The organism is Devosia sp. (genome assembly GCF_028290435.1).
Lineage (GTDB): Bacteria > Pseudomonadota > Alphaproteobacteria > Rhizobiales > Devosiaceae > Devosia.
In genome coordinates, this window is record NZ_JAQGJV010000025.1 from 22493 (window position 1) to 47728 (window position 25236).

The 25236-nt window shown below is 62.1% G+C and carries 24 protein-coding genes and 1 pseudogene; 18 read left to right on the plus strand and 7 right to left on the minus strand.

The genetic code is table 11. From position 1 onward, the window contains the following. Nucleotides 1–129 precede the first annotated feature (129 nt). Nucleotides 130–816, plus strand: coding sequence for an outer membrane protein (locus JWP26_RS07105; protein ID WP_299725124.1), 687 nt, complete (start codon nucleotides 130–132; stop codon nucleotides 814–816). Between the two features lie 389 nt (nucleotides 817–1205). On the opposite strand, the gene JWP26_RS07110 is transcribed toward JWP26_RS07105, so the two are convergent. Further along, the gene (locus JWP26_RS07110) at nucleotides 1206–1880 is read right to left on the minus strand and encodes a GntR family transcriptional regulator (RefSeq protein WP_299725126.1); all 675 of its coding nucleotides are present in this window, start codon (nucleotides 1878–1880) and stop codon (nucleotides 1206–1208) included. Between the two features lie 97 nt (nucleotides 1881–1977). Here JWP26_RS07110 and JWP26_RS07115 point away from each other — a divergent pair, with 97 nt between their 5' ends. From JWP26_RS07115 to mepA, 13 genes and pseudogenes are all read left to right on the plus strand, one after another. Then, nucleotides 1978–3129, plus strand: a complete 1152-nt coding sequence (locus JWP26_RS07115; protein WP_299725128.1) for a mandelate racemase/muconate lactonizing enzyme family protein — start codon at nucleotides 1978–1980, stop codon at nucleotides 3127–3129. A gap of 36 nt (nucleotides 3130–3165) precedes the next feature. Next, nucleotides 3166–4440: an ABC transporter substrate-binding protein gene (locus JWP26_RS07120; protein WP_299725130.1), complete on the plus strand. Its 1275-nt coding sequence runs from the start codon at nucleotides 3166–3168 to the stop codon at nucleotides 4438–4440. Nucleotides 4441–4469: 29 nt separating this feature from the next. Continuing rightward, complete coding sequence (locus JWP26_RS07125) at nucleotides 4470–5405, plus strand: carbohydrate ABC transporter permease (RefSeq protein ID WP_299725132.1); 936 nt, start codon at nucleotides 4470–4472, stop codon at nucleotides 5403–5405. 7 nt (nucleotides 5406–5412) lie between these two features. Continuing rightward, nucleotides 5413–6303, plus strand: a complete 891-nt coding sequence (locus JWP26_RS07130) for a carbohydrate ABC transporter permease (RefSeq protein WP_299725134.1) — start codon at nucleotides 5413–5415, stop codon at nucleotides 6301–6303. A gap of 4 nt (nucleotides 6304–6307) precedes the next feature. Then, nucleotides 6308–6640 (plus strand): L-rhamnose mutarotase, encoded by a 333-nt coding sequence (locus tag JWP26_RS07135; RefSeq protein ID WP_299725136.1) that lies wholly within the window; start codon nucleotides 6308–6310, stop codon nucleotides 6638–6640. A 10-nt stretch (nucleotides 6641–6650) separates the two neighbouring features. After that, on the plus strand, nucleotides 6651–7832 hold the full coding sequence (locus JWP26_RS07140; protein WP_299725138.1) for an aldose 1-epimerase family protein: 1182 nt from the start codon (nucleotides 6651–6653) through the stop codon (nucleotides 7830–7832). Then, nucleotides 7832–8602, plus strand: coding sequence for an SDR family NAD(P)-dependent oxidoreductase (locus tag JWP26_RS07145; protein WP_299725140.1), 771 nt, complete (start codon nucleotides 7832–7834; stop codon nucleotides 8600–8602). The genes JWP26_RS07140 and JWP26_RS07145 overlap by 1 nt, the downstream gene beginning before the upstream one ends. Nucleotides 8603–8614: 12 nt before the next feature. Next, nucleotides 8615–9808, plus strand: a complete 1194-nt coding sequence (locus JWP26_RS07150) for a CoA transferase (RefSeq protein WP_299725142.1) — start codon at nucleotides 8615–8617, stop codon at nucleotides 9806–9808. Further along, nucleotides 9808–10572 (plus strand): enoyl-CoA hydratase-related protein, encoded by a 765-nt coding sequence (locus JWP26_RS07155; RefSeq protein WP_299725144.1) that lies wholly within the window; start codon nucleotides 9808–9810, stop codon nucleotides 10570–10572. Before JWP26_RS07150 ends, JWP26_RS07155 begins: the two co-directional genes overlap by 1 nt. A 15-nt stretch (nucleotides 10573–10587) precedes the next feature. Further along, nucleotides 10588–10974, plus strand: a complete 387-nt coding sequence (locus JWP26_RS07160; protein ID WP_299725146.1) for an ABC transporter permease — start codon at nucleotides 10588–10590, stop codon at nucleotides 10972–10974. Nucleotides 10975–11348: 374 nt separating this feature from the next. Then, complete coding sequence (locus JWP26_RS07165; RefSeq protein WP_299725272.1) at nucleotides 11349–11849, plus strand: ABC transporter permease subunit; 501 nt, start codon at nucleotides 11349–11351, stop codon at nucleotides 11847–11849. Further along, nucleotides 11776–12122, plus strand: a pseudogene (locus tag JWP26_RS07170) (oligopeptide/dipeptide ABC transporter ATP-binding protein); the annotation flags it as partial. The gene JWP26_RS07165 and the pseudogene JWP26_RS07170, both read left to right, overlap by 74 nt. 136 nt (nucleotides 12123–12258) lie before the next feature. Next, nucleotides 12259–13116, plus strand: a complete 858-nt coding sequence (mepA, locus tag JWP26_RS07175; RefSeq protein WP_299725148.1) for a penicillin-insensitive murein endopeptidase — start codon at nucleotides 12259–12261, stop codon at nucleotides 13114–13116. 223 nt (nucleotides 13117–13339) lie between these two features. Here the strand turns inward: mepA and JWP26_RS07180 are convergent, their stop codons facing one another. From JWP26_RS07180 to JWP26_RS07205, 6 genes are all read right to left on the minus strand, one after another. Further along, a complete protein-coding gene (locus JWP26_RS07180; RefSeq protein WP_299725150.1) occupies nucleotides 13340–14092 on the minus strand; it encodes a FadR/GntR family transcriptional regulator in 753 nt (250 codons plus the stop codon). 1 nt (nucleotide 14093) lies between these two features. Next, entirely contained in the window at nucleotides 14094–15071 is a 978-nt protein-coding gene (yjfF, locus tag JWP26_RS07185; RefSeq protein WP_299725152.1) for a galactofuranose ABC transporter, permease protein YjfF, read from the minus strand. Continuing rightward, on the minus strand, nucleotides 15068–16072 hold the full coding sequence (locus JWP26_RS07190) for an ABC transporter permease (RefSeq protein ID WP_299725154.1): 1005 nt from the start codon (nucleotides 16070–16072) through the stop codon (nucleotides 15068–15070). Before JWP26_RS07190 ends, yjfF begins: the two co-directional genes overlap by 4 nt. After that, nucleotides 16069–17586, minus strand: coding sequence for a sugar ABC transporter ATP-binding protein (locus JWP26_RS07195; RefSeq protein WP_299725156.1), 1518 nt, complete (start codon nucleotides 17584–17586; stop codon nucleotides 16069–16071). Before JWP26_RS07195 ends, JWP26_RS07190 begins: the two co-directional genes overlap by 4 nt. A gap of 95 nt (nucleotides 17587–17681) precedes the next feature. Next, on the minus strand, nucleotides 17682–18608 hold the full coding sequence (ytfQ, locus tag JWP26_RS07200; RefSeq protein WP_299725274.1) for a galactofuranose ABC transporter, galactofuranose-binding protein YtfQ: 927 nt from the start codon (nucleotides 18606–18608) through the stop codon (nucleotides 17682–17684). Between the two features lie 233 nt (nucleotides 18609–18841). Beyond that, the gene (locus tag JWP26_RS07205) at nucleotides 18842–19879 is read right to left on the minus strand and encodes a LacI family DNA-binding transcriptional regulator (RefSeq protein ID WP_299725158.1); all 1038 of its coding nucleotides are present in this window, start codon (nucleotides 19877–19879) and stop codon (nucleotides 18842–18844) included. A gap of 287 nt (nucleotides 19880–20166) precedes the next feature. Between JWP26_RS07205 and JWP26_RS07210 the strand changes: the two genes are divergently transcribed. The 4 genes from JWP26_RS07210 (at nucleotide 20167) to JWP26_RS07225 (ending at nucleotide 25230) form a co-directional block, all read left to right on the plus strand. After that, complete coding sequence (locus JWP26_RS07210) at nucleotides 20167–21420, plus strand: sugar ABC transporter substrate-binding protein (RefSeq protein WP_299725160.1); 1254 nt, start codon at nucleotides 20167–20169, stop codon at nucleotides 21418–21420. Nucleotides 21421–21495: 75 nt separating this feature from the next. Next, on the plus strand, nucleotides 21496–22404 hold the full coding sequence (locus JWP26_RS07215; protein WP_299725162.1) for a carbohydrate ABC transporter permease: 909 nt from the start codon (nucleotides 21496–21498) through the stop codon (nucleotides 22402–22404). Between the two features lie 62 nt (nucleotides 22405–22466). Then, nucleotides 22467–23279 carry a carbohydrate ABC transporter permease gene (locus JWP26_RS07220; protein ID WP_299725276.1) on the plus strand — a complete coding sequence of 271 codons (813 nt, stop codon included), beginning with the start codon at nucleotides 22467–22469 and terminating at the stop codon, nucleotides 23277–23279. Between the two features lie 22 nt (nucleotides 23280–23301). Then, nucleotides 23302–25230, plus strand: a complete 1929-nt coding sequence (locus tag JWP26_RS07225; protein WP_299725164.1) for a beta-L-arabinofuranosidase domain-containing protein — start codon at nucleotides 23302–23304, stop codon at nucleotides 25228–25230. Nucleotides 25231–25236: the final 6 nt, after the last annotated feature.

The window sequence follows — 25236 nt, forward strand, 5'->3', positions numbered from 1 at the left end:
CCACCCAAACAGTTCCACCAAAACTTTGTGATGGCGCCAGCTCGATAAGGCGCGCCGTTAACCTTGTTCGTTACCCGGGTGTTAATTTTCGCATTGCATTTTGGCGCCGAAGTACACGCCGAGGTAATCATGATGCGCAAACTCGTTCTGGCCCTGACCAGCATCGCCCTGCTGACCGCCACCGCCCAGGCCGCCGATCTCGGCTGGAATGGCTCTTCCCCGGTCGACAGCATGTATAGCGGCTCCTCCGCCTTCCAGTGGTCCGGCTTCTACGCCGGCGTCAACGGCGGCTACGGTTTCGGCACGCTCAGCCGCGAGCCCAGCGCTGGCGGCGTTGTCACCGAGAACAACACCAATGGCTGGGGCCTCGGTGCCCAGGCCGGCTACAATGCCGATATGGGTGGCTTCGTGCTCGGCGGGGAAGCGGACCTGCAATGGTCATCGATCAGCCACAGCGAGGACCTGGGCGCAGCGGGCACGCTCAAGGCCAGCGTCGACGGCTTTGGCACCGTGCGCGCCCGCGCCGGCATGGCCTTCGACCGCGTCATGCCCTATGTCACTGGCGGCGTCGCCTTCGGGAACAGCACCGTCAGCTTGACCGACCCGGCCAATGTGGTCACCTCCCAAACCAATACCCATCTGGGCTGGACCATCGGCGCGGGCCTCGAAGCCGCCGCGACCGACAACATCACCATCAAGGCCGAATATCTCTATGTCGACCTCGGCGCCAAGACCTACACCACCGCGCCCGGCGGCAACATCGACGCCACCCAACGCTTCGGCCTGGTCCGCGCCGGCATCAACTACAAGTTCTAGGAACAGGCGGCGGCTGTCGGCGCATCAATAGTTTCGCCCAAAATCAGTGAGGTAATCGGCAAACTATTGAAGCAGAGCGATTCTGTTGAACTCCAAGTTGACTATCGCTCCACCAATCGCATCGACGACGTTCAAGATGCAGCAGACGTGGAAGCGGCCGCTTCACTGCGTGGCTAAGCCTCAGTTTGTCCCATCTCCCACAGGTCGATTGAACTTTCTCCAGGGGCGGCCAGTTCTCGGCCGACAGCAGACTGGCAGCTTCTGTGGACGATGGTCAATTAGCGGACGTCCTAAGCTCTCTATGCGGATGGGACGCAAAGTGGCCGCTGCGTTGTCCCCAACTTGGGCGCTATATGATGCCAGCCCTCATACCAGGTATGGCACCCCTGCTAGAACAGTCCCATGTGCCGCTGTAGCGCTGCGGTGAAATGTGCCTGCAGCGCCGCTTCTGCAGCATTGGCGTCGCGGACCCTACAGGCCTGGATGATCTCCATGTGCTCGCGGAGTGAGCGCAGCACCAGCGGCGGGGTAATCTTGCGTTCGAGGCGCACCAGTCGCAAGTAGTGGTGCATCCGTTTGTAGCTGCCATCTATCAACGGATTTTGCAGCGCTCCGATGATGGCGTCATGCAGCTCGGATTCCAGCACTTCCATGGTTTCGTTCGTGTAGGCATTAAGGCCATGGTCCTCGATATGGCGCATCAGGGCCGCATGGCTGGTGGCCAGAGCATCCAGTACGGCTTCGTCTGCGGTTTCGGCAAAGACGCGCACCGCGGCGCGCTCGATGATCGTGCGGAACTGGTAGGTCGATTTGGTCAGCTCCAGCCCCGGCTTGACGAACTGGATTCCGGAGCGCGGCAGGATTTTTAGCACACCCTCGGCTTCCAGAACCCGCAATGCATCGCGCAATGGCGCAACGGGCACGCCGAGCAGGTCTACCAGTTCGCTCTGTGAGACGAATGCGCCGGCGGGCAGCCGCCGATCGAACAGGTGCGCCAGGATGCGCTCATAAGCCAGATCGCTCAACCGGCCGGCATGGACCGGCCCGCTTGCCGGAACGGCCAAGTGACGTTCACCCACTTGCGAAGACCTCTTCGGTTCTATATTACGCTGGTCGTCTGATAGATCAGACAGATCAATTAGTCGATCAGAACGTTGTATCATGCAAATCGCCGATTTCAGACTCACTCGATTCCAGTTTGCGCGCGATCGCGTAATCGGCGATAGCCAGGTCCGCGCCGACGACGCGAATTTGGCTGCCTTGGAGCTGATTGCCAATACCGGCGCGGTCGGTCTGGGATTTATACAGACCCTGTTTTTTCCGCTGCCCGATGTCGCCGAAATCGAACGCGTGTTTCGCAGCGAAGTCTGGCCCGGGCTGGAAGGACAAGCGCCTGCCGCCTTGGCGCACCGTGTCGGCAGGCCGCGCGGTGGCAAGCAGCGAGCCTATACGCTGCCATTTCACGAGGCGCTGCAGGTTGCGCTCTGGGACCTGGCGGCTAAGCAGGTCGATCTGCCCCTGCACAAGCTGCTCGGCTCCTCCCGCGACCAGGTTCGCGCCTACGCGTCCGGACTGGACTATCATCTGTCCGACGACGAGTTCGTCAATCTGTTCGGCCACGCAGACGCGATCGGCTACCCCGCGTTCAAGATCAAGGTCGGTAATCCCGATTTCGAATGGGATCTGCACCGGCTCAATCTGGTGACCCGCACCGTCCGCAAGGACGCCAAGATCATGGTCGACGCCAACGAGGCCTGGGGCGCCAAAGAGGCGCTGATGAAGCTCGAGACGATCCGCAAGGCCGGGTACGAGCTGCTCTGGGTAGAGGACCCGATCCTGCGCAACGACCATGACGGCCTGCGCCTGCTGCGTGAATCCGCGCCCTGGACCATGATCAATTCGGGCGAATATCTCGATGCGAATGGCAAGCGCCTGCTGATGGAGGCGGGTGGCACCGACATTCTCAATGTGCACGGTCAGGTGACCGACGTCATGCGCATCGGCTGGCTTGCCGCTGACCGCGGCATTCCGGTGTCGCTGGGCAATACCTTCCTCGAAACCGGCGTTCATATGGCGGCGGCTTTGCCCGAGGTCGAGTGGCTCGAATACTCGTTCCAGAATTTTGATCATCTTGTCGATGAACCAGTGCTGATCCGCGATGGTGTGGCCTATGCGCCGAACCGTCCGGGCCATGGCCTCGTGCTGAGCGAAACAGCGCGAAAAAACTGGTCGCGGCCAAATCTGTTGCCGCGCGATCAGCTCGGCGAAGCCCCATTCAATCCGCGCACCGGAGGACAACAGCGCGCGGCCTGACGTTTCGAGCAAACAACGACTCCAGGGAGGAGCAACATGAATCTTCTGCGCACCACGGTAGCGCTCTCGGCGATCTTCGCCGCCGGCGCCGCCTTCGCCCAGGATGCCACCGGCATCACCGTCTGGGCCGACGCCAACCGCCAGCCGGCCGTCGAGGCGTTCATCGCCGCCCATCCGGAAGTTCCGGTTAATCTCGTCGTGGACGATGGCTCATCGGGTGCCTCGGGCACCTTCCAGACCAAGATCAGCCTCGCCGACCAAGCCGGCGAAGGCTGGCCGGACGTGGTGTTCTCGACCCAGAACAACGACGCCGCTTGGGCCACCAAAGAGACCAATGGCGTTCAGGCCTTCGCGCAGGTGCTGAACGAGGGCTTCCTCGGTGAGGAATTCCTGAAGGGCTTCACCCCCGGGGCGCTCGATCCGGTGACCGTTGATGGCAAGGTCTATGGCCTGCGCAACGACCTCGCGCCGGTGCTGTTCTGGTACAACAAGACGCTGCTCGATGGCTTCGGCTATGCCGCCCCGACCACTTGGGAGGAATACCAGGCGCTGGGCGACAAGCTCGCCGCCGATCATAAGGGTTACTTCCTCGGCGGCATCGGTGATGCGTTCGAAGGCCCCTATATCTACTATTGGAGCGGCCAGGCGCCGATCTTCCAGCTCGAAGGCGATGCCTTCAAGTCGAACACGACCGATGCCAATTCGGTGAAGGTCTCGAACCTCATCGACCATATGGTGGCCAACAAGTCGCTGACGCTCGACAGCGTGTTCGGCGCCAGCTTCGTCGCCACCGCTGCCAACCTCGTCGCCATCCCGGGCCCCGCCTGGTATGCCGGCGCACTGTTCCAGAACCCGGGCGGCGTCAACGCCAAGGCGGGCGACTGGGTCGCGGCGCCTCCGCTCCACTGGAAGGACGGCGAGAAGGTCACCGGCAATGTCGGCGGCGGCGTCTGGTATGCTTCGAGCCATAGCGCCAACCCTGAGGCGATCAAGACCTTCCTCCAGTTCATCGTCTCCGACCCCAAGGTTGCGGGCACTGGTGGCCTGCCGGCTTACCAGGCGGCGGCCGATGCATGGCTCGACGGGCAGGTGGCGAGCGGTTTCTATGCCGGCGACTTCAAGGCGGCGATCAACACTGCGGCGTCGAGCGTCTGGAATGGCTGGGGCTACCCCAACTTCTCGCCCGAAACCGCGTGGGCCAAGATCATCACGCCGGGCCTCGTGGCCGGCAAGACGATGAAGGACCTGTCGGCCGATTGGCAGCAGGAAATGAAGAACGAGGCGCAGGTCGTCGGCTACACAGTCGAGTAACCTGCGAGCAGGACCGGAGGTCTGACGACGTGACCACGCTTGACCAATCGACTGCCCGCTCGACCACGAGCGGGCGGAAGGCCAAGGGCCAACGCCACAGCATCGAGCGTGCGCAGGGGCGGATGGGCACTGCGTTCGTCAGCCTCTATACCCTGTTCCTGCTGGCGTTCGGCGTGCTGCCGGCGCTCTATGCCATCTATCTCGCCTTCACCAAGAAAGGCGCCTTCGTCGGCATCGACAACTTCCTCAAGGTGTTCAAGGACTACCGCTTCTGGCCGGCGGTCGAGCATGTCGGCATTTTCCTCGTCGTCTGGCTGATCATGCTGGTAATCCTGGTCGTGCTGCTGTCCCTGCTGGTGCATTCGATCGGCATCCGCTGGCTTTCGACCGGCACCCGCTTCCTGTTTTACATCCCAGGTGCCCTGGCCGGCGCCTCCAGCGTCATGCTCTGGCTGTTCGTGCTCGATCCCACAGTCAGCCCCGTCGGCTTCCTGCTCAGGGCCTTCGGCTCGACCTCGCTGGTCGACGCGGTCCAGGTCGATCGGCTGCCGTTCGTTCTTGCGGTCATCGCGTTCTGGACCGGCGCTGGTGGCTGGATCGTCGTCATGTACGGCGCCCTCAACAACATCCCGAAGGACGTAATCGAGGCCGCGCGCGTCGATGGCGCCCGCCCCATCCGCATCGCCTGGTCGATCCAGATCCCCCTCATGCGCAAGTGGATCGCCTACATGGTGATCATGTCATTCGCCGGCGGCACGCAACTCTTCGTCGAGCCGCGCGTGCTGTCGCAGGCGAGCCGTGGTGTGGTCGGGCAGGATTATTCGCTCAACCAGTTGGCCTTCCTCTATGCCTTCAAGCAATCCGACTTCAACGGCTCCGCGGCCATCTCGCTGATGCTGCTGGCGGTGGCGCTGGGCCTCTCCGTGTACTTCGTCTTCAAGGGTGGCCTGTTTGAGCGCGTCTGATTTTTCCATGGACAGGGCGGTCGGCGGCATGACGCCCGGCCGGTGGCTGGGCCGTGCCTTTGCCATCCTGATCCTCATTGTCTTCGTGCTGTTCTTCATCGTGCCGCTGGTCTGGCTCGTCCTGGCGCCGACCAAGACCGACCGGCAGCTGCTGTTGGAAATGCCCTTTGCCTTCGGCAGCTTTGAAACACTTGCCGCCAACTGGACGACGCTTGTCACCTTCCAGAAGGGGCTGATCTGGACCTGGATTGGCAACTCGGCCTTCTACTGCCTAGCAGCTTTGGCGATCACACTGATCATCTCGATCCCGGCCGGCTACGCCATGGCGCTGACCGAGTTCCGCGGACGCCGCGCTCTGCTGGCCGCGACCTTGATCGTGATGCTGGTGCCCTCGACCGCACTGGTGCTGCCGATCTTTCTCGAACTCAGCGCCGTCAAGCTGATCGGCAATCCGCTGGCGGCGATCCTGCCATTCTCGTTCTTCCCGTTCGGCGTCTACCTGACCTACATCTACTTCTCGACCGCCATCTCCCGCGACCTGTTGGACGCGGCGCGTGTCGACGGGGCCAATGAGTTCCAGGTGTTCACCAAGATCGCCATGCCGCTCGCTACCCCGGTGATTGCGCTCGTGGGCTTCTTCAACTTCACCGGCAACTGGAACAACTACTTCCTGCCCTATGTGACATTGCCGGGCAGGAAGTCGCCGGTACAGGTGGGGCTGGCGGAGCTGCTCTCCAACGTGCCGGCCTTCAATCCGACCAATGCGGCTTCGACCACCATCTCGCTGTCGTCACTGGCGCTGGGGACGCTGCTTGCCATTGCGCCGGTGCTGATCGTGTTCCTGTTCGCGCAGCGTTACCTCGTCAGCGGCATGACGGCCGGCGGCATCAAGGGATAGGCAGATGGTCCAGCGCATGGGCATGGTGATCGGGGTCAAGCCCGACAAGCTCGACGAGTACAAGCGCCTCCATGCCACCCCATGGCCGGAAATGGACGCCGCGCTCAAGGCGGCAAACATCGCCAACTACTCGATTTACCTGCGCGAGCCCGAAATGCTGCTGTTCGGCTATTGGGAGTACACCGGGACCGACTACGCGGCCGACATGGCCCTGCTCGGCGAGCGCTCCATCACCAAACAATGGCTGGCATTGACCGACCCGTGCCAGGCGCCGCTCAAGACTGCCGCGCCAGGCGAGTGGTGGAGCACTATCCCCGAAATCTACCACCTGGACTGAGGAGACCTCGATGGTGCAGCTCAATGGACGGACCTATACCCGCCGCGAGATCGCCCAAAATGCCGGCGCACTCAGCCAGTTCGCGGGCGTCCGGCTGATGACGCTGGGTGACGGCGTCGAGCGCGGCATCCGCATGCTGGAATTCCGCACCGGCACCGGTCTGCGCTTCACGGCGCTGGTCGATCGGGCGATGGACATCGCTGATTGCGAGTTCAGGGGGCTGGCCATCGGCTGGAACTCCCCGGCCGGCTTCCGGCATCCGGGTCTGCACGAATATGAAGGGGAAGGTGGTCTAGCCTGGGCCCGCTCGTTCTCCGGCCTGATGGTCACCTGCGGTCTCGACCATATCCTGTTCATGAACGAGGTCTCCGCCGAGACTTATGTCTATTCGCCCAAGCAGACGGTCAGCCATTCGCTGCATGGCCGCGTCGGCACCATCCCGGCGCGCCTCGTCGGTTATGGCGAGCGCTGGGAGGGCGACCGCTGCTTGCTCTGGGCCGAGGGCGTGGTGCAGCAATCGGCCGTGTTTGGCGAGGACCTGCACCTGATCCGGCGGATCGAGGCGGAGGTGGGGACCAACGAAATCCGGCTCACCGATCGCGTGGTCAATCACGGCTTCTACAAGACGCCGCATATGTTGTGTTACCACATCAATGTCGGCCATCCGGTGCTCGACGCGGGCTCGCGCTACCTCGCCCCGATCAAGGACGTGGTCTGGGCGGCGCATGCCGGCGCCGATTACCGCAAGCAGGATACCGGCTATCGCACGCTGCCGGCGCCGAAGCTCGGTTTTCACGAACAGGTCTGGCAGCACGAGCTTGGCGCTGACGCCAACGGGGAAGTGCCGGTGGCGCTGGTCAACGACCGGCTGGGCGTTGGCTTCGAAGTCACGACCCGCAAGGACCAGTTTCCCTGCCAGTTCGAATGGCAGAATTTTCAAGCCGGTCAATATGCTCTGGGCATCGAGCCATCGACCCACCACGTGCTGGGCAACCAGGCGGCGCGGGATCGCGGCGAGATGATCTGGCTGCAGCATGGCGAGGAGCGGCGGTATGATTCAACCTTCCGCATTCTCGATGGCGCCGCCGCCATCGCAGCATCGGAGACGCGCATCCGCGCCATTTCCGCACAGCCGGATGACGATTATCCGGTGCCGTCGAACAATCATATCAAGATCGAAGGACGCGGCTGATGGGCAAGGATAATTTCGGCTCGCTGGCGGGCAAGACGGTGCTCTATACCGGTGCCGCCGGCGGCCTTGGGCTCGAAACCACGCTGCATCTGTTGGGGACCGGCGCCCGCGTGATCGCCGTCGATAACGACGACGCCAAGATCGCCACGCTGCGGGCTGCGGCCGCTGAGAAAAAGCTCGATGGCCTCGCCATCCACAAGCTCGACCTATCCGATCTCGAAGGCCTGCGTCGCGCCTTGCAGGCCATCGCTGACGACATCGGCGGCTTCGATATCGTCATCAACAATGCGGCGATCTATCCCTCAAAGAAATTCGAGGATTACACGCTGGCCGAAATGCAGCGCGTGCAGACCATCAATGTCGATGCCGGCATCGTCTGCGTGCAGGTCGCGCTGCCGTTCATGAAGGCCAAGGGCTGGGGGCGGATCATCAACATGTCCTCGATCACCCGCAGCGGCGGTTGGTCGGACCTGACGCCCTACGTGCAGTCCAAGGCGGCCGTGGTTGGCCTGGCGCGCGCCTGGGCCCGTGAATTCGGCGCCCATGGCATCACCGTCAACGCCATCGCGCCCGGTGCCTTCCCGACCGACGCCGAAAAGATCCATCCCGATCTCGTTGCCTACGAGAAGCGCATTCTCGACAGCCAGGCGATCAAGCGCCGCGGCAATTCCAACGATATCGCCAATGCGCTGATGTTCCTCGCCTCGGACGCAGCGTCCTTCATCACCGGCCAGACCATCAATGTCGATGGCGGCTGGATCATGTACTGACCCGGAGTTCCCATGGGTATCCTCAGCGGCTATCGCGTTCTCGATTGCTCCATCGCCATGGCCGGCCCGTTCGCGGCGCAACGCTTGGGCGATCTCGGCGCCGACGTGGTCAAGGTCGAGCCGGTGACTGGCGAATGGCAGCGCCATACCGCTGCCGGTGGCGCGCGCGGCAACAAGGTCAATGTCTCGTTCCTCTCGCTCAACCGCAACAAGCGGTCCCTCGCCGTCGACCTCAAACACCCCGACGGCAAGGCCATCCTGCTCGAACTGGTCAAGACCGCCGACGTGTTCCTGCAGAACTACCGCCCCGGCGTCGCCAAACGGTTGGGCGTCGACTATGAGACGCTGAGTGCCATCAATCCGCGGCTGATCTACGTCTCGATCTCAGGCTATGGCGAGGATGGGCCTTATCTCAACCGCCCGGGCCAGGATCTGGTGCTGCAAGGCATGTCGGGCGCCATGCTATCCGCCGGCCGAGAGGGCGAGCCACCCAATGCCGCCGGGCAATACCTCGTCGACGGCATCACCGCCTATAACGCCTTCGAAGGTGCGTTGGCCGCCTTGCTGCATCGTGAGCGCACGGGTGAGGGCCAGAAAGTCGAGGTCAACATGCTCGACGCCATCACCACCATCCAGATGCAGGAACTCTCGGTGTTCACAGTCGGCGGCAAGCCGCAGACCCGTTCGGCCGAGCCCCATGCGCACGTCTACATCCGAGCGCCTTACGGCGCTTTCGCCACCTCGGACGGCTTCATCATTGTCGCCTTCCCCAAGCTGGCCAACCTCGGGCAGACCATCGGTGAGCCCAGTTTCCTGACCATGGACGATGAGGTCGATACCTGGAGCCGGCGTGACGAAATTTTCGCCAAGACTCGCGAGCGCCTCAAGACCAAAACCTCGGCGGAATGGCTGGCATTACTGCGCGCCGCCGATATCTGGTGCGGTCCGGTCTACGGCTATGCCGATCTGCTCGAGGACGAGCAGATCAAGCACAACGGCACCTTTGTCGAATATGACCACCCAACCGAAGGCCATGTGAAGACGCCGGGCTTTCCGATCCGGTTCTCCAAGACCCCCTCGACCGTCGATCGCGGCGCGCCTGTGACGGGGCAGGACACCGCCGACGTGCTGCGCGAGGCGGGCTACGACGAGGCCACCATCGCCCGGCTCTTGGGCGAAGGCGCCATCGTGCAGGGGAAGATCTGATGAGTATCCTGGTCGAACGCGAGGATGGGGTCGGCATCATCACCATCAACCGCCCGGAAAAGCTCAATGCGATGACGCCGGATATGGCCGCCGCGCTGGTCGCGGCGGTCGAGGATTTCAACGGTGACGATGCGATCCGCTGCGTCATCATCACCGGGGCCGGCGAGAAGGCGTTTTGCGCGGGCTCGGATATCCGCACGCTGGACGATTACGACTCGGCGTGGAATTTCCGCAACCGGCCGGACTATTGCGACGCCATAAGGGCGCTGCTCAAGCCTTCGATCGCGGCGGTCAATGGCTACGCGTTTGGGGGTGGCCTCGAAACAGCGATGACCTGTGACATCCGCATCGCCTCCACCAATGCCAGCTTGGCCGCGCCCGAGATCAAGCTGGGTTGGATCGGCGGCGGTGGCATGGCGGTCAACCTCGCCCACGCCGTGGGCCCGTCCAACGCCGCTCTGATGATTATGACTGGCGACCCAATCGACGCCGCAACGGCCGAACGCTGGGGCCTTGTGTCCCGCGTGGTGCCTCGGGAGACCCTGATGGCCGAAGCCAAAACCATCGCCAAAACCATCGCCTCGCGCGCACCCATCGCCGCCGAAACCGCCAAGCTCAATCTCCGCGCCGCCTGGGCCCTCAGCATTGAGGACGCTATTGCCTATGAGCGCGATCTCCAGGCCATCTGCTTTGCAACCGAGGACGCCAGGGAAGGGCGGGCCGCCTTCAAGGAGAAACGGTCTCCGATATTTCGACGACGCTAGCCTGGCAAAGCGAGCTTGTGCCTCCATAGGAACCTCACCTATTCTGCAGGCGCCAGACTTCATACCGCGCCTTGGGAGGCGCTCAATGCCGCCTTCGTCCGCACCGCCCGCGCCAAGGGTACCCGGACCGGCCGCGTCACCTTCGTGCATTCCCTGCGCAATGCGCTACTGCCAGCCATTACGGTGACCGGGATCTGGCGGCGCAGTTTGCCGGCGGTGGCGGCGTGGTTGACGATGGTGTTCGGCTTTCCCGGCATCGGCAAGCTACTGATCGACGGCATTCTCAAGCGCGCCTTCGCGCTGGTGCAGGCGTCGATTTTCTGCGTTGCCATCTTCATCATCAATATCGCTGTCGACATGCTCTATGCCGCCATCGATCCGCGCGTGAGGATCGAACAATGAGTGCGGTTGAAAGCCGGACGCCCAGCTCGTCCCTGCTGTCCCGGCTCAAATGCCGTGGCGCGCTCTGGTCGGGGACCCGACGGCACTGGCCGCCGTGATCTGGCTCCTGATTGTGGTCGCGGGCATTATCGCCTTCAACCTGGGCGCCTTCTCCGGCGACCGCATCGACCTCAAGGCGCGCAACCTGCGCCTTTCGATATTTCATTCAGTTGGAAGCTCTGGCTCAGCGCCGATGCTTTGGGCCGCCCCTTGCTGGCGCGTCTGGCGGAAGCGGCCTCCGCGTCGATCGGCATAGCGGCCGGCTATTTCGGCGGCCATGTCGGCAATCTGATTATGCGGGTGTCCCATATCGTCATGGCTTCCCAACCCTCTTGGTGGCGCTGGTCGGGCTCTACCTGTTTTGTCCCAGCATCACCAATCTCATCCTTGTGCTCGCCATCACCCGCATGCCGGCCTACATGCGCGTCGCCCGCGCCGAAGCGCTCGAAGTGCGCGAGCGCCTGTTCGCCTCGCGCGTGTTCGGGGCCAGCCCTTTCTGGATCCTGCGCAATCACATCCTGCCCATCGTCACCATGGCGACATTGACCGAGGCCAGGATCAGCATGGTGGGGCCGCGATGCTGTTCGAGTCAGGCCTGTCCTATCTGGGGCTCGGCATCCGGCCCCGGCCGTCAGCTGGGGCCTGATGGTGGCGCAGGGACAGGGTTATCTGGCGACCGCCTGGTGGCTCGCCTGTTTCCCCGGCCTTGCCGTCATGCTCACCACCATGAGTTTCAACCTCCTCGCCAACTGGTTCCGCATCGTGGTGCGCCACGTCTCGGATCGGGTGATGGTGATGTATCTGGGCAAGATCATCGAAAGCGGCCCCACAGGTAATCTTCAATCGCGCTTCCCACCCTATACCCAGGCACTGCTTTCGGCGGTGCCGACGCCCGACCCCACCCAGCGCGGCAAGCGCAAGCGGATCGTGCTCCAGGGTGACCTGCCCAGCCCAAGCAATCCCCAAGCGGCTGCCGCTTCCGCACGCGATGCTGGAAGGCCACCGAACTTTGCGCTCGCGAGGCTCCCGAACTGATGGCTCGCGGGAACGACCCAATGCTTTTGACGGCCTGTCAGTATGCAGAGCCGATAAGCGTCATCACGGGCTGACGACAGCATTGCCCGGCAAAGGCGCAAAGCGAAGCGGCACCGGGAGTCCATGACGTCGCCATCTCGTGTCCAAGATGCTAGCTTGCTTGCGACATCCCAACAGCGACCGGCGCTGGGCGGGTTGGATTTGGACGGCATGGCGATGACGCTTCTTCGTATTCTGGCTGCTGCATTCATCACCGCCCTGTTGCTGGCCTCTCCCGCCTTTGCCCAGCCCGCGCGCGATCTCTTTGGCGCGATGCACCAGCCCGCCGCGGGCCCCGAGTTGGTCATCGGCAGTTACGCTAAGGGCTGTATCGGCGGCGCGGTGCAGTTGCCAACCGATGGACCGGGTTGGCAGGCGATGCGGCTATCGCGTGACCGGCGCTGGGGGAGCGCCGAACTTGTCCAGTACATCGAGTCGCTGGCCCAGGCGGTAGCGCAGGATGGCCTATCGGGCATCCTTGTGGGCGATATGGGGCAGGCGCGTGGCGGCCCGATGGCGAGTGGGCATGCTTCCCATCAAATCGGCCTCGATGTGGATATCTGGTTGCAGCCGATGCCGAACCATACCATTGCCGCGAACGAGCGGGAGAGCCTGTCTGCCATATCGGTGCTGAAGGCGGGCACTCGCGACATTGACCCTGCTTTATTCGGCGAAGCCCAGCGCCTTCTCATCTATCGCGCGGCACAACTGCCTGGCGTCGCTCGTGTTTTTGTCGCCCCTGGCATCAAGAGGTCGCTCTGTGCGATCAACTGGCGCGAGCGAAGCTTCCTTGCCAAGCTTCGGCCCTGGTATGGGCATGACGACCACTTCCATGTGAGGCTGGCATGCCCCGCCGCGTCTCAATCCTGTATCGATCAGAATCCGGTTCCAGCCGGTGATGGCTGCGGGTCAGATCTCGACTATTGGTTCACCGACGCCCCCTATCGGCCAAGCACCAGCCCTCCATCCCCGCCACTGACGTTGGCCGACCTCCCCAACGCCTGCAAGGCGGTGCTGCGGGCGAATTGATAGACTTTTCTGTTGCTCCTGCCGACGGCGGTTAGGCGCACCCGTTCGGACGTTCAGGCATTCTTTGCCATTCTGAACGCGGACATCGACATGTCGGCGTGAAATACCGGTCTGTGCCAATCGTATTGAGCGCCAAGGTCAGGCGGCGCGTAGTGCGGAATGGAGCTGAAACTGGGGCGGAACGCGTCAATTCGCATGTCGGGTATCGGCATTGGCGCGAGCGTTACATGGATTGCGATGAAACAGCTTTCATTGCGTGCTCGGCATCCATGTCGATGATTTCGCTGACCGCATGTTCGGCATCGGCGCTGTTGCCGCCTTCGATGGCCACCAGAAGTCTTGTGTGAGCCTCCATGGCGCCATTGCGGTAACTGACCGCCTCCGCCCCTGCGAGCGACTTAAGTGCCAAAGCCAAAGTAAGCTCAACAATGCCGGTAACCGACCTCAGCAGAATGTTGCCCGAGCTTTCGGCGATCACCCTGTGGATTTCAAGGCTAGCCAGACCATGCGTTTCCAACGTGCTTTCAGACATGTCCATCTGATGAAGCCAGTACTTCATCAGGCGAACATGTTCGGCGGTGCGATGTTTGCTGCTCAATATAACGGCGCGTAACTCGAGTGCCCGTCTGATATCGAACAGGCTCTCGTAAAATCTGCGGTCCGGCTTGGCGTAGAAATGCCAGCTGAGGACCTGGGGATCAAAGAAACTCCAGCGGCTTTGGGGAGAAACCCGCGTGCCAACCTTGGGCCGGGCTTCAATCATGCCCTTTGCCTCGAGCGTCTTCAGCGCCTCGCGCAACACGGTGCGCGACACCCCATAGGTTTCCATCATGACAGCGTCGCTTGCAAGGATCGAGCCGACAGGAAATCTGCCCGTGACGATGCCAAGGCCGATTTCATTCAGAACGAAGGTGTGGAAATTCCGTGCAGCGGGTCGCCCGGATAGAGAGCGAATAAGGCTGCCTGCTTCGATCATTCTACACTTTCTCGGACGACTCTTCTCCGGGAGCGGAGGCCGCAAATATGATGCGCTGCAACACGATGAACAAGAACAGCAGCACGCCGATCACGATCTTGGTCCACCAGCTCGATAGCGTACCGTCGAAGATGATATAGGTCTGAACCAGCCCCAGCAGCATGACGCCGACAAAGGTGCCAAGCACGAAGCCATAGCCCCCGGTCAGCAGCGTACCCCCGATCACCACCGCGCTGATGGCGTCGAGTTCGACACCCACCGCGGCCAGCGGATAACCCGCCGAGGTGTAGAGCGAAAACACGATCCCCGACAAGGCCGCCAGCACACTCGATAACATGTAGATCTGGACTGTGGTGCGCGCCACCGGCACGCCCATCAGCAGGGCGGAAACCGTATTGCCCCCCAGGGCATACACATAAGAGCCGAAGCGGGTGCGGTGTGCCAGCAGAGCGCCGACGAGGAACACAGCCACCATCAGCAGACCAATGAAGCTCAGGCGGCCCCCACCCGGCAGGCGGATGATCGCTTCGGAAATGGTGCGGTAGAACTCATGATTGATCGGCACCGAGTCCTGGGTGATTACCGACGCGCCACCGCGCGCAAGGAACATGCCGGCAAGCGTCACGATGAAGGACGGCACCTGCAGATAGTGGATGGTCAGGCCCATGGCGGCGCCGAACAGCGCAGCAACCAAAAGCGCGATGGCGAATGCGACAAGCGGATGCACGCCGAACCAGGTTATAAGGACCGCCACCAATACGCCGGTAAAGCCAATCACCGCGCCGACGGACAGATCGATGCCGCCTGAGATGATGACGAAGGTCATGCCCACCGCGGCGATGCCAAGGAAGGCGTTGTCGGTGAGGAAATTGCCCAGTACGCGGGTGGAGAGCATGCCCGGAAACTGGAGCACGCTCACCGCATAAGCGATGAGGAAGATGACGGCGGTGGCGGCCAGCGGACGAAGACTGCGTTTCATCGGGAATTCGCCTGCTTGGGGTCGCGCTTGAAGAAACCGATGGCGTTTCCGAGCAGCGGAGATTGCAGCATCAGGATCAGGATGATCATCCCGGCCTTGACGATGAGGTTGAACTCGGGCCGGAAGCCGGACACCAGGATGCCGGTATTCATCGCCTGGATGATCAGCGCTCCGACCACGGCCAGGGGGATCGAGAACTTGCCGCCCAGCAGCGAGGTGCCGCCAATGACCACAGCGAGGATGGCGTCGAGTTCGAGCCATAGCCCGGAATTGTTCGCATCGGCACCGCGAATGTCGGCGGCCACGACGATGCCCGCAATGGCGGCGCAGAAGCCGCTGAGCGCATAGACCAGCATCAGCAGCATGCGGCTATGAATGCCGGCCAGCGATGCAGCGGCCCGGTTAACGCCGATGGCCTGGATGAAGAGGCCAATGGCGGTTCGCCGCACCAAGAGGGTCACGACGATCATCAACACCAGGGCGATGACCGCCGCCATCGGAAAGCCGAAGAACGAGCCGGTGCCGAGGTAAACCAGAGCCGGATCGTTGAATGTGACGATGGAGCCTTCGGTAATCAGCTGCGCGATTCCGCGCCCTGCGACCATCAGGACCAGTGTGGCGATGATCGGCTGGATATCGAGCACCGCGACGAGGAACCCGTTCCACAGCCCGCAAGCCAAGCCGACGGCCAGCGCCGCAATGACGGCGATCGGGGTCGGATAGCCCGCCACCACCATGGTCGCAGCCACCGCGCCACAGACTGCCATGATAGCGCCGACGGAAAGGTCGACTCCCTTGGTGGCAATGACGCCGGTCATCCCGATGGCCAGGATTGCCACCGGCGCACCGCGATTGATGACGTCGATCATGCTGCCGAACAGGCGCCCGTCCTGCCAGGCAATGCGGAAAAAGTTGGGAAATAGCAGCCAGTTGATCAGCAGGACGGCGACCAGCGCCAGCAACTGCGGATTGGCGAGGCGTTCGAGATGGAGCCGCTTCATGCGACAGCCTCGTCAGTGTTATTGGCAATCGCCTGCACGATGATGCCGGGGTTGATATTCTTACCGCGCAGTTCGGCGACCATTTCGCGATCCCGCATCACCACAATTCGGGAGCTGTAGGCCACGACCTCGTCAAGCTCGGACGAGATGACCAGCATGGCCATGCCCTCGTCGCGCAGCCGGTTGATGGTGCGGACGATTTCGGCATGGGCGCCCACGTCGATGCCGCGCGTTGGCTCGTCGAGAATGAGAAATGCCGGATCGGTGGCCAGCCAGCGCGACAGGATGACCTTTTGCTGGTTCCCCCCCGAGAGCAGCTTGACCGGCATGTCCAGCGAGGCGGCCCTGATGTCCATGGCCTCGCTGAACCTGCCGGCAATCTCAAACTGTTCGTCGCGGTTGAGCGCCTTGAACCAGCCCAGCTTGCCCTGCAGTGCAATAACGATGTTCTCGCGCACCGACAGGTCGCCCAGAATGCCCTCGGCCTTGCGATCCTCCGGACAGAAGCCAAAGCCGTGCCGGATGGCGTCGGTCGTCTTGCGGATGGCCGTGAGCTGGCCGTTGACGGTGACAGTGCCCTGATCGGCAGGATCGGCGCCGAACATGATGCGCGCCACCTCGGTGCGGCCGGAGCCGAGCAGGCCTGCGACGCCGACGACCTCGCCCTTGTGGATGGTCAAGTCGAAGGGCAGCACGCCGCGCTTGCGCCCATAGCCCTTGAATTCGACCAGCACCTCGTTTTGCGCTGCGTTGCTCTCGATGTCAGTGGCGCCCGAAAAGGCGATGTCCTTCCCGAGCATCAGGCGCACCACGTCGGTGCGGCTCAGATCATCGAGCGGGCGCGTGTCGATCAGCTTGCCATTGCGCAGCACGGTAACGCGGTCGGAAATGGCGAAAACCTGATCGAGAAAATGCGTGATGAAGATGATCGCCAGGCCCTTGGCCTTGAGGCCGCGTATCACCTCGAACAAGCGTTCCACCTCGTTGCGATCAAGGCTCGCGGTGGGCTCGTCCAGGATCAGCACCTTGCCGGACAATTGCACCGCGCGGGCGATGGCGACGATCTGCTGGACGGCCACCGAATGGGTGCCCAGTTCGCTGGCTGGATCGATTTGCAGGTCGTAATTGGCCAGCAGCACGCGGGCGTCTGCTTCCATCTTGCGGAAGTTGACGAAGCCGAAGCGCAGCGGCTGGTGACCGAGAAAGAGATTTTCCGCCACCGAGCGATTGGGCAGCAGGTTCACCTCCTGATAAACCGTGCCGATGCCGAAAGACTGCGCGTGGAGCGGATTGTCGAGCGATATCTGCGCGCCATCCATGTAAATGCCGCCACCGTCAGGCTGGTAGGCGCCCGTCAAAACCTTGATGAGCGTGGATTTGCCCGCGCCGTTCTCGCCGAGCAAGGCATGCACTTCGCCCTTACGCAGGCCGAAATCGACAGTGTCGAGGGCGACATGGTTGCCAAAAATCTTCATGACGCCGCGTGCTTCGAGCACGTATTCGCCATCTGCCATGCAACCCTCCCCCATTCACGTCGCGCCGCCATTTTTGTCGTGTCGCAACAGTGGGCCCCGCCAGCGTACCGGCGGAGCCCGTCTTCGTCTCTGGATTAGTAGCCCAGACCCTTGCGGGTGTCATACTCGCCCTGCGGGTTGTCCTTCGGAGTATAGAGCTTGGACTCGGTGATGATGAACTTGGCGGGTGCCGTGCCGTCGGCAAGGTAGGCCGAAAGGGCCGCGAAGGCCGGACCGGCCATGTTCGGGGTCAGTTCGACCGAGGCATTGGCTTCGCCGGCGACCATGGCCTGGAAGATATCCGGCACGCCGTCGATCGAGACCACCTTGATGTCGGTGCCTGGCTTGAGACCGGCATCCTTGATCGCCTGAATGGCGCCTACGGCCATGTCGTCATTATGGGCATAGACCGCGCAGATATCGGCGCCACCGTTTTCAGCCTTGATGAAGCCCTCCATCACTTCCTTGCCCTTGGCGCGGGTAAAGTCGCCGGTCTGGCTGCGCGCGATGGTCAGGTTTGCATGGCCAGCGATGGCTTCCTCAAAACCCTTCTTGCGGTTGATTGCCGGGGTCGAGCCGACGGTGCCCTGGAGTTCGACGATCTTGCAATCGGCATCACCCACTGCGCCAACCAGCCAGTCGCCGGCAACGCGGCCTTCCTTGACCTGGTCCGACGCGACCGAGGTGAGGTAGAGGTCTTCGGGGGCATCAACGCCGCGGTCGAGCAGGATCACCGGAATTTCGGCTTCCTTGGCTTCGCTCAGCACGTCTTCCCAGCCAGTGGCGACCACTGGGGCAACCAGGATGGCGTCGACGCCCTGGGCGATGAAGCCGCGCAAAGCCTTGATCTGATTTTCCTGCTTCTGCTGCGCATCGGCAAATTTGAGATCGATGCCCAAGGCTTCGGCCTGCTGCTTGGTCACCGATGTCTCGGCGGCGCGCCAGCCGGATTCAGACCCAATCTGGCTGAAGCCGATGGTCAGGCCCTTCAGATTTTCCTGCGCGAAGCTGACTGAAGTCAAAGCGGTAACGAGGCTTGCCGCGATGGCAAGCTTGGAAATGATGGTCACGATGTCCTCCCATGTGGCCGTCACGGCGTATTCGCCTGCGACGGTAGAGGGACGCTATATAAAGTACTATTATATGTAAAGTCTCAAAAATGCCTACGGCGACGCCTTGTGTTCTGCCCCCTGACACAGCCGAAAATGCTTCGAAACGGGTGCGGCGACAGTCAATCAATGCCGGCGGCCATGCCCTAGATTGTCTGGGTCGTCGAGCCCCTCACCACAAGGCGGCAGTCGACTAGCTCGACCCCCTGTGCCAGCGGCTTTCCACCGATGGCGGCGAACAGCTTTTCGGCGGCACTGCGCCCCAGCAGTTCCAGGTTCATGTCGATGCTGGTGAGGGCTGGATGCGTGCCCTCCACGATCACGTCCCAATTGTCGAAGCCGACGACAGCGACATCCTCAGGCACGCGAATGGAGCGTTCGCGCAACGCATCGAGAGCGCCTCGGGCGATCTGGTCGGAGTCGCAGAGGATGGCGTCGACGGCGATCCCCTGGTCCAGCATCATGGCGCAGGACGAGCGGCCCCAGCGCTCGCTCCATTCGCCATAGCCGGTCTCATACACCAGGCTGGTTCCTGTCTCCGCAAGAACCTGGCCAATGCCAATGGCGCGATCTGCCGCAGCTCGCTCGGTCCGCGGGCCCGTCAGGTGGGCAATGCGCTTGCGTCCCGTGGCGAGCAAGTGCTCCGCCGCCAGACGGCCGCCGACCACATTGTCGGGCGTGATGGACAAATCACGAGGATCGCGGGACGGCGTATAGACATAGACCACCGGCACCGGCAGATCGCGGCCGATGGGCTGGCGATGATCGGTCTTGCTGCCCACCACCATGATCGCGTCGACCCGCCGCGCCAATAGGGCTGAGATGTAGTGACGCTCCCTAATGGCATCGCCGCGTGCATCGCACAGGAATACGGATATCTGCCCGGCGCCAAAACTGTCCTCCGCCGCCATCAGGATGGGTAGGCTGAAGCGCCCCTCCAGGTCCGATGTCAGTAGACCGACAGTGCCGGAGCGCCCCTCCGAGAGCCCCTTAGCCATGGGGTTACGCACATAGGACAGGGTCCGTGCAGCGTCCTCTACCCGCGAGCGCGTCGTATCGCTGACCCGGTCGCGGCCATTCAGCGCCTTGGATGCCGTGGCCAGCGATACGCCTGCCGCGCGCGCGACATCCTCAAGAGTGGCGACTTTGGGCTTTTGGTCAGGGGGCGTCAGCGGGGCTTTCATGCGGTCTCGTAGCAGGCGCTGCGTATTCGGAGAAGTGGTCGCCCCGGGTATTTTCGCATGTTTTCGCAAAACCTGCGAATTTGTCTTCGAGAATCCGCTTGATCACAATGAAATTCACGATAGTCTGACGAAACTGCGAAAGCGTTTTCGCATATTTTAGATCCCGCTTTTCCGCACGAGGCGGACTGCTAGACGCAGAAAGCGACGACGACCATCTGCCCCGCCGCAGGGCGGGCGAAATCCAGGAGCCGAGGGGCCTTGGTCAACAGGGATAAAGGGAAGGGACGATGATGAAGAATTGGATGCTGATGACCACGGCGATTGCGACCGCAGGACTGATGTCCATGCCGGTGCAAGCCGAGGATTTGAATCTGTGGGTACGCACCTCCTCCGCCGGCGTGCTCGAAAAGCTCGCCGACCTCTACAATGCCAGCCATGACGACAAGGTGGTCATCACTGGCATCACCGCCGAACAGATGGTGCCCAAGCTTGGTGCGTCGATCGCCGCTGGCGCAGCGCCAGACGGCGCAGTGCTCGACCTGATTTATCTGCCGACATTTGCAGCCACCGATAGCCTCGAAGACCTCACCGATTTCATCGACGGCTTGCCTTATGCCGCCGCGTTGAGCCCGTCCCATATCCGTCTCGCCACGTTTGATGGCAAGAAGTACGGCGTGCCGGCGCTGCCGGATGCCTCGATCATTGCCTATAACAAGGATCTCTTTGCCAAGGCGGGTCTCGATCCGGAAAAGGCACCGGCCTCGCTGGCTGAAATCGCCGAGGACGCCAAGAAGATCACCGCACTTGGCAATGACACCTACGGCCTGTTCTTTGTGGCAAGTTCGGGCAGCTGGCTGGTTTATGACTTCACGCCCCATATCTGGGCTGCCGGAGCCGATATCCTTTCCGAAGATGGCCGCACGGCCACGATTGACACGCCGGCGATGCGCGCGACGCTGGCCGCCTATAATGACATGTGGAAAGCCGGCGCCATTCATCCGACCTCCCGTTCGGGCGTCGGCAATGATGCTGTCGCGGCCTTCGCCTCGGGTAAGGTCGGCGTGCTGATGACGGGCTCCTACATCGTCAACCTGATGACCAGCCAGTACCCGGACGTCAATTTCGGCGTCGCGGCAATTCCGGGGCCGGATGGTGGCGCATCCAGCTTTGCCGGTGGCGATACCCTTTCCCTGATGAAGGGCATCAGCCCCGAGAAGAAGGCCGTGGCCGAGAGCTTTATCGACTTCTACATGCAGCCTGAACAACAGGTGCTGATTACCAAAGAGTCGGGCATGCCCCCTCGTACGGACCTGGCCAAAGAGGCCTATGGTGCGTTCGATCCGCGCAATCTGGTCGCCTATGACATCCTGGCCAGCGCCAAGACCCCCTATACCTATGCGTCCGACGAACTGTTCGTCGCTCGCACCGGTCCATGGGTCAATCTGCTGCAGTCGGCGATCTTTGACGGCAAGATCGATGAGGCCATCGCCAAGGCCCAGGCAGATTTTACCCGCATTCTCGATCGCACCAATCCCAAGTAACGCTCCTCCCGAAGCGTGGGCGGGCGGAACCCTGTTCCGTCCGCCGTCTGATCCGCCAGTACGGAGTGACCTATCTTGACCGTGCCTCTAGACCAGCCGGCACCCCACACGCGCGAGCCGCACCAGTGGTTGGGCGCCTTCTTTATCGTACCAAGCCTCATCATGATCGGCGTCTTCTTCATCGTACCGCTGCTGATGACGGTGTGGATGAGCCTGCATGATTGGCCTTTGCTGGGTCGCTCGAGCTTCATCGGCCTCGGCAATTTTGTCGAGATCATGGGTGATAGCCAGCTGTGGAACAGCGTTGGCTTCACCATGCTCTATACGGTGCTGGTGACGCTGGCCCTGTTTGCCGTGGCGTTCCCGCTGGCGCTGCTGGTCGATCGGCCACTGCGCGCCGCCGGATTTTTCCGGACCATTTATTTCATGCCGGTGGTCATCGGCTTTGGCGCGGCCTCAACGCTCTGGCTCTGGCTGCTCAATCCCGATAGCGGCGTTTTCGCTCAGCTGTTGCGCAGCCTGCATCTGGTCAGCGCGGCGCCTCGGCCGATCGAAAGCTTTTGGCCCGCGCTCGGCGTCATCATTCTCATGGTGGTGTGGAAGAGCGCCGGTTTCACCATGGTGATCCTGCTCACGGGCCTGCAAAGCGTGCCGGGCGAAATCATCGAGGCAGCCAAGATCGATGGCGCCAATGCCTGGAGTCGTTTTCGCAACATCACCCTGCCGCTGATGCGCAATTCGGTGCTGCTGGCGCTGGTGCTCAACGTCACCTCATCCATGCTCGCCTTCGATCAGTTCTTCGTCATTACTCAAGGCGGGCCGCAGAACTCGACCATCACGGCGGTGTTCCAGATCTATCTGGCCTCATTCAGTTCCTATCGCCTGGGCTATGGCTCGGCGCTGTCGCTGGTCCTGCTCGTGGTTCTGGTGGCGATCAGCTCGATCCAGCTCGCCTTCCTGCGCACCCGTCCGGAGGAAAGCTGATGGCCGACCTTAGCCTCAACGCGCCGCTCAACCGCCAGTCCCGGCGCCAGCTCATCGGCACCATGGCATTCTACATCGTCGCGACGATCATCGCGGTGCTGTTCCTGCTACCGATGATCTGGTCCGTGGCCAATTCGTTCAAGCCACCAGCGGAGGCCCTCGCCAATCCGCTGGCGCTGTTTTCCAAGGCGTTCTCGCTCGACAATTATCGGCGGCTCGAAGGGGTTGGGGCGGGATGGTATGTCTATGTCGGCAATTCACTGATGATTGCCGCCGGCACGGTGCTGCTCACAGTTCTCATCGCAGTGCCGGCTGGTTATGGGTTTTCCAAGTTCCGCTTCCCCGGACAGATCGTGCTGTTCGTGCTCATCATGGCCACTATGATGATCCCGTTCCAGTCGATCCTGACGCCGCTATTCCTGATCCTCAAGGCGCTCCGGCTGCAGAACAGTCTCGTGGGTTTGGTGCTGATCTACACGACGTTCCAACTGCCATTCTCCATCTTCATGATGCGCAACGCCTTCGATGCCGTGCCCAAGGCGCTGATCGAAGCCGCGCGGATCGATGGCGCATCGCAATGGACCATCCTGCGCCGCATCATGATCCCCATCGCCTTTCCGGGCGTGGCGACCGTGGCGCTGTTCGCCTTCCTCAACTCGTGGAATGAGTTTTTGGCGGCGCTGATCTTCCTGTCGGACCAGAACAAATTCACCTTGCCGATCATGCTGGTGAACGTCTCGTCCGGTATTTACGGCATCATCGACTGGGGCGCACTCCAGGCCGGTGTCACCGTCACGATGATCCCCTGTCTCATCCTCTTCCTCCTGCTGCAGCGCTACTACGTCCGCGGCATGACGGCCGGCGCCGTCAAATAACTCTCTTCCGAAAGTTTGCCTCATGACTGACCAATCCACACGCGCGCGCCTCGATCGCTATGTTCCTGTCGATCACGCCAAGGTCGATTTCACCGGCGGCTTCTGGGAGAGCTGGAGTGAAACGGTGCGCAAGGTGACCGTGCCGACCCAGCACATGCGACTCGATGAGGAGCGCTTCCTCGAAGTGCTCAATTTCGATCAGCCCCCGGCCGATCTGGCACGCCCGATTCAGCCGTCCGGGCTGTCGATGCAGCACTTCTTCGATAGCGATTTCGGCAAATGGATCGAGGCGGCCAGCTACACCCTCAAGGCCCATCCCAATCCGGCGCTCGAAGCCAAGATTGACGATATCGTCGACAAGCTGGCCAAGGGGCAGATGAAGGATGGCTACCTCAACTCCTGGTTCATCCGCCGCGAGCCGGACAAGCGCTGGACCAATTTGCGCGACCTGCACGAAATGTATTCGATGGGACATCTGCTGGAGGGCGCGGTCGCCTATTTCGAGGCGACCGGCAAGCGCCGGTTCCTCGACGTCATGACCAAAGCCGTCGATCATATCGACGCGACCTTCGGGCCCGAGCCCGGCAAGCTGCGCGGCTATGACGCCCATGAGGAAATCGAACTGGCGCTGGTCAAGCTCTACCGGGTGAGCAAGGATCCCAAGCATCTCAGGCTCGCCAAATACTTTGTCGATGAGCGTGGCCAGCAACCGTCTTACTATGACGACGAAGCCCGCCGCCGCGGCGAGGATCCGGCCAAGTATCACTATGGCCAGAACTATGAATACAGTCAGGCCCATCGCCCGGTGCGCGAGCAGACGCAAGTGGTTGGGCACGCCGTCCGGGCGATGTATCTGTTCTCGGCCATGGTGGACCTTGCGTCTGAGACAAGCGATCTGACGCTGCTGGCGGCCTGTGACCGGCTGTTCGACAACCTGACCGGACGCCAGCTTTATGTGACCGGGGGGCTTGGCCCATCGGGCGCCAATGAGGGTTTTACCCGCGAATACGACCTGCCCAATGAAAGCGCTTATGCGGAAACCTGCGCGGCCATCGCGCTGGCCTTCTGGGGGCATCGCATGGCGCAGATCGATCTCGACAGCCGTTATACCGACCACGTCGAACTGGCGATCTTTAATGGTGCGCTCTCGGGCATCGCCCGCGATGGCGAGCACTATTTCTATGAGAATGTTCTGGAAAGCCATGGCCAGCACCAACGCTGGAAGTGGCACTACTGCCCATGCTGCCCGACCAACATCGCCCGGCTGATCGCCTCGCTTGGGAGCTATTTCTACACCACCAAGCCTGATGAACTGGCGGTCCATCTCTACGGCGCCAACACCGCCGAGGCGGAAATCGCGGGTCAGACCGTGCGTATTGCGCAGGTCACGGCCTATCCGTGGGATGGCGATATCGCGCTGACGGTCGATCCCGTCACTCCGGCGCATTTCACGGTGCGCTTGCGCCTGCCCGGCTGGTGCAGCAAGGCGGAGGTGTGGGTCAATGGCAATGCGGTTGATGTCGCCGCAGCGCGCAAGGGCTATCTCGCTATTGAGCGCGAATGGGCGGCGGGGGACGTTATTCGTCTGTCATTGGATATGCCGGTCCAGCGCCTCTATGCCCATCCCGAGGTGAGCGAAGATGCCGGGCGCGTGGCGCTCAAGCGCGGGCCGGTGGTCTACTGCGTGGAGCAAGCCGATATCGGGTTTGCTCCACAACGCCTTTCCCTGCCGGCCGAGGCGGCGATCAGTCATTCGTTCGACGCAGACCTGCTCGGAGGGGCAGTGCGTCTCTCGGCGCCGGCCAGCAAGGCCAGCGACGCAGGCTGGGACGGCAAACTGTACCAGCGCAGTCGCCCGTCGAAGGAAGCCGCAACGCTCACCGCAATTCCGTATCACCTTTGGGCCAACCGCCAGGCCGGCGGCATGCTCGTCTGGCTCCGGGAGCAATAGGAAACA

Bases quoted from the DNA above. Each gene is read 5' to 3' on its own strand.
- JWP26_RS07105 (WP_299725124.1), top strand. From the start codon at position 130: ATGATGCGCAAACTCGTTCTGGCCCTGACCAGCATCGCCCTGCTGACC.
- JWP26_RS07115 (WP_299725128.1), top strand. From the start codon at position 1,978: ATGCAAATCGCCGATTTCAGACTCACTCGATTCCAGTTTGCGCGCGAT.
- JWP26_RS07120 (WP_299725130.1), top strand. From the start codon at position 3,166: ATGAATCTTCTGCGCACCACGGTAGCGCTCTCGGCGATCTTCGCCGCC.
- JWP26_RS07130 (WP_299725134.1), top strand. From the start codon at position 5,413: ATGGACAGGGCGGTCGGCGGCATGACGCCCGGCCGGTGGCTGGGCCGT.
- JWP26_RS07135 (WP_299725136.1), top strand. From the start codon at position 6,308: ATGGTCCAGCGCATGGGCATGGTGATCGGGGTCAAGCCCGACAAGCTC.
- JWP26_RS07140 (WP_299725138.1), top strand. From the start codon at position 6,651: ATGGTGCAGCTCAATGGACGGACCTATACCCGCCGCGAGATCGCCCAA.
- JWP26_RS07145 (WP_299725140.1), top strand. From the start codon at position 7,832: ATGGGCAAGGATAATTTCGGCTCGCTGGCGGGCAAGACGGTGCTCTAT.
- JWP26_RS07150 (WP_299725142.1), top strand. From the start codon at position 8,615: ATGGGTATCCTCAGCGGCTATCGCGTTCTCGATTGCTCCATCGCCATG.
- JWP26_RS07155 (WP_299725144.1), top strand. From the start codon at position 9,808: ATGAGTATCCTGGTCGAACGCGAGGATGGGGTCGGCATCATCACCATC.
- mepA (WP_299725148.1), top strand. From the start codon at position 12,259: ATGGCGATGACGCTTCTTCGTATTCTGGCTGCTGCATTCATCACCGCC.
- JWP26_RS07180 (WP_299725150.1), bottom strand. From the start codon at position 14,092: ATGATCGAAGCAGGCAGCCTTATTCGCTCTCTATCCGGGCGACCCGCT.
- yjfF (WP_299725152.1), bottom strand. From the start codon at position 15,071: ATGAAACGCAGTCTTCGTCCGCTGGCCGCCACCGCCGTCATCTTCCTC.
- JWP26_RS07190 (WP_299725154.1), bottom strand. From the start codon at position 16,072: ATGAAGCGGCTCCATCTCGAACGCCTCGCCAATCCGCAGTTGCTGGCG.
- JWP26_RS07195 (WP_299725156.1), bottom strand. From the start codon at position 17,586: ATGGCAGATGGCGAATACGTGCTCGAAGCACGCGGCGTCATGAAGATT.
- JWP26_RS07205 (WP_299725158.1), bottom strand. From the start codon at position 19,879: ATGAAAGCCCCGCTGACGCCCCCTGACCAAAAGCCCAAAGTCGCCACT.
- JWP26_RS07210 (WP_299725160.1), top strand. From the start codon at position 20,167: ATGATGAAGAATTGGATGCTGATGACCACGGCGATTGCGACCGCAGGA.
- JWP26_RS07220 (WP_299725276.1), top strand. From the start codon at position 22,467: ATGGCATTCTACATCGTCGCGACGATCATCGCGGTGCTGTTCCTGCTA.
- JWP26_RS07225 (WP_299725164.1), top strand. From the start codon at position 23,302: ATGACTGACCAATCCACACGCGCGCGCCTCGATCGCTATGTTCCTGTC.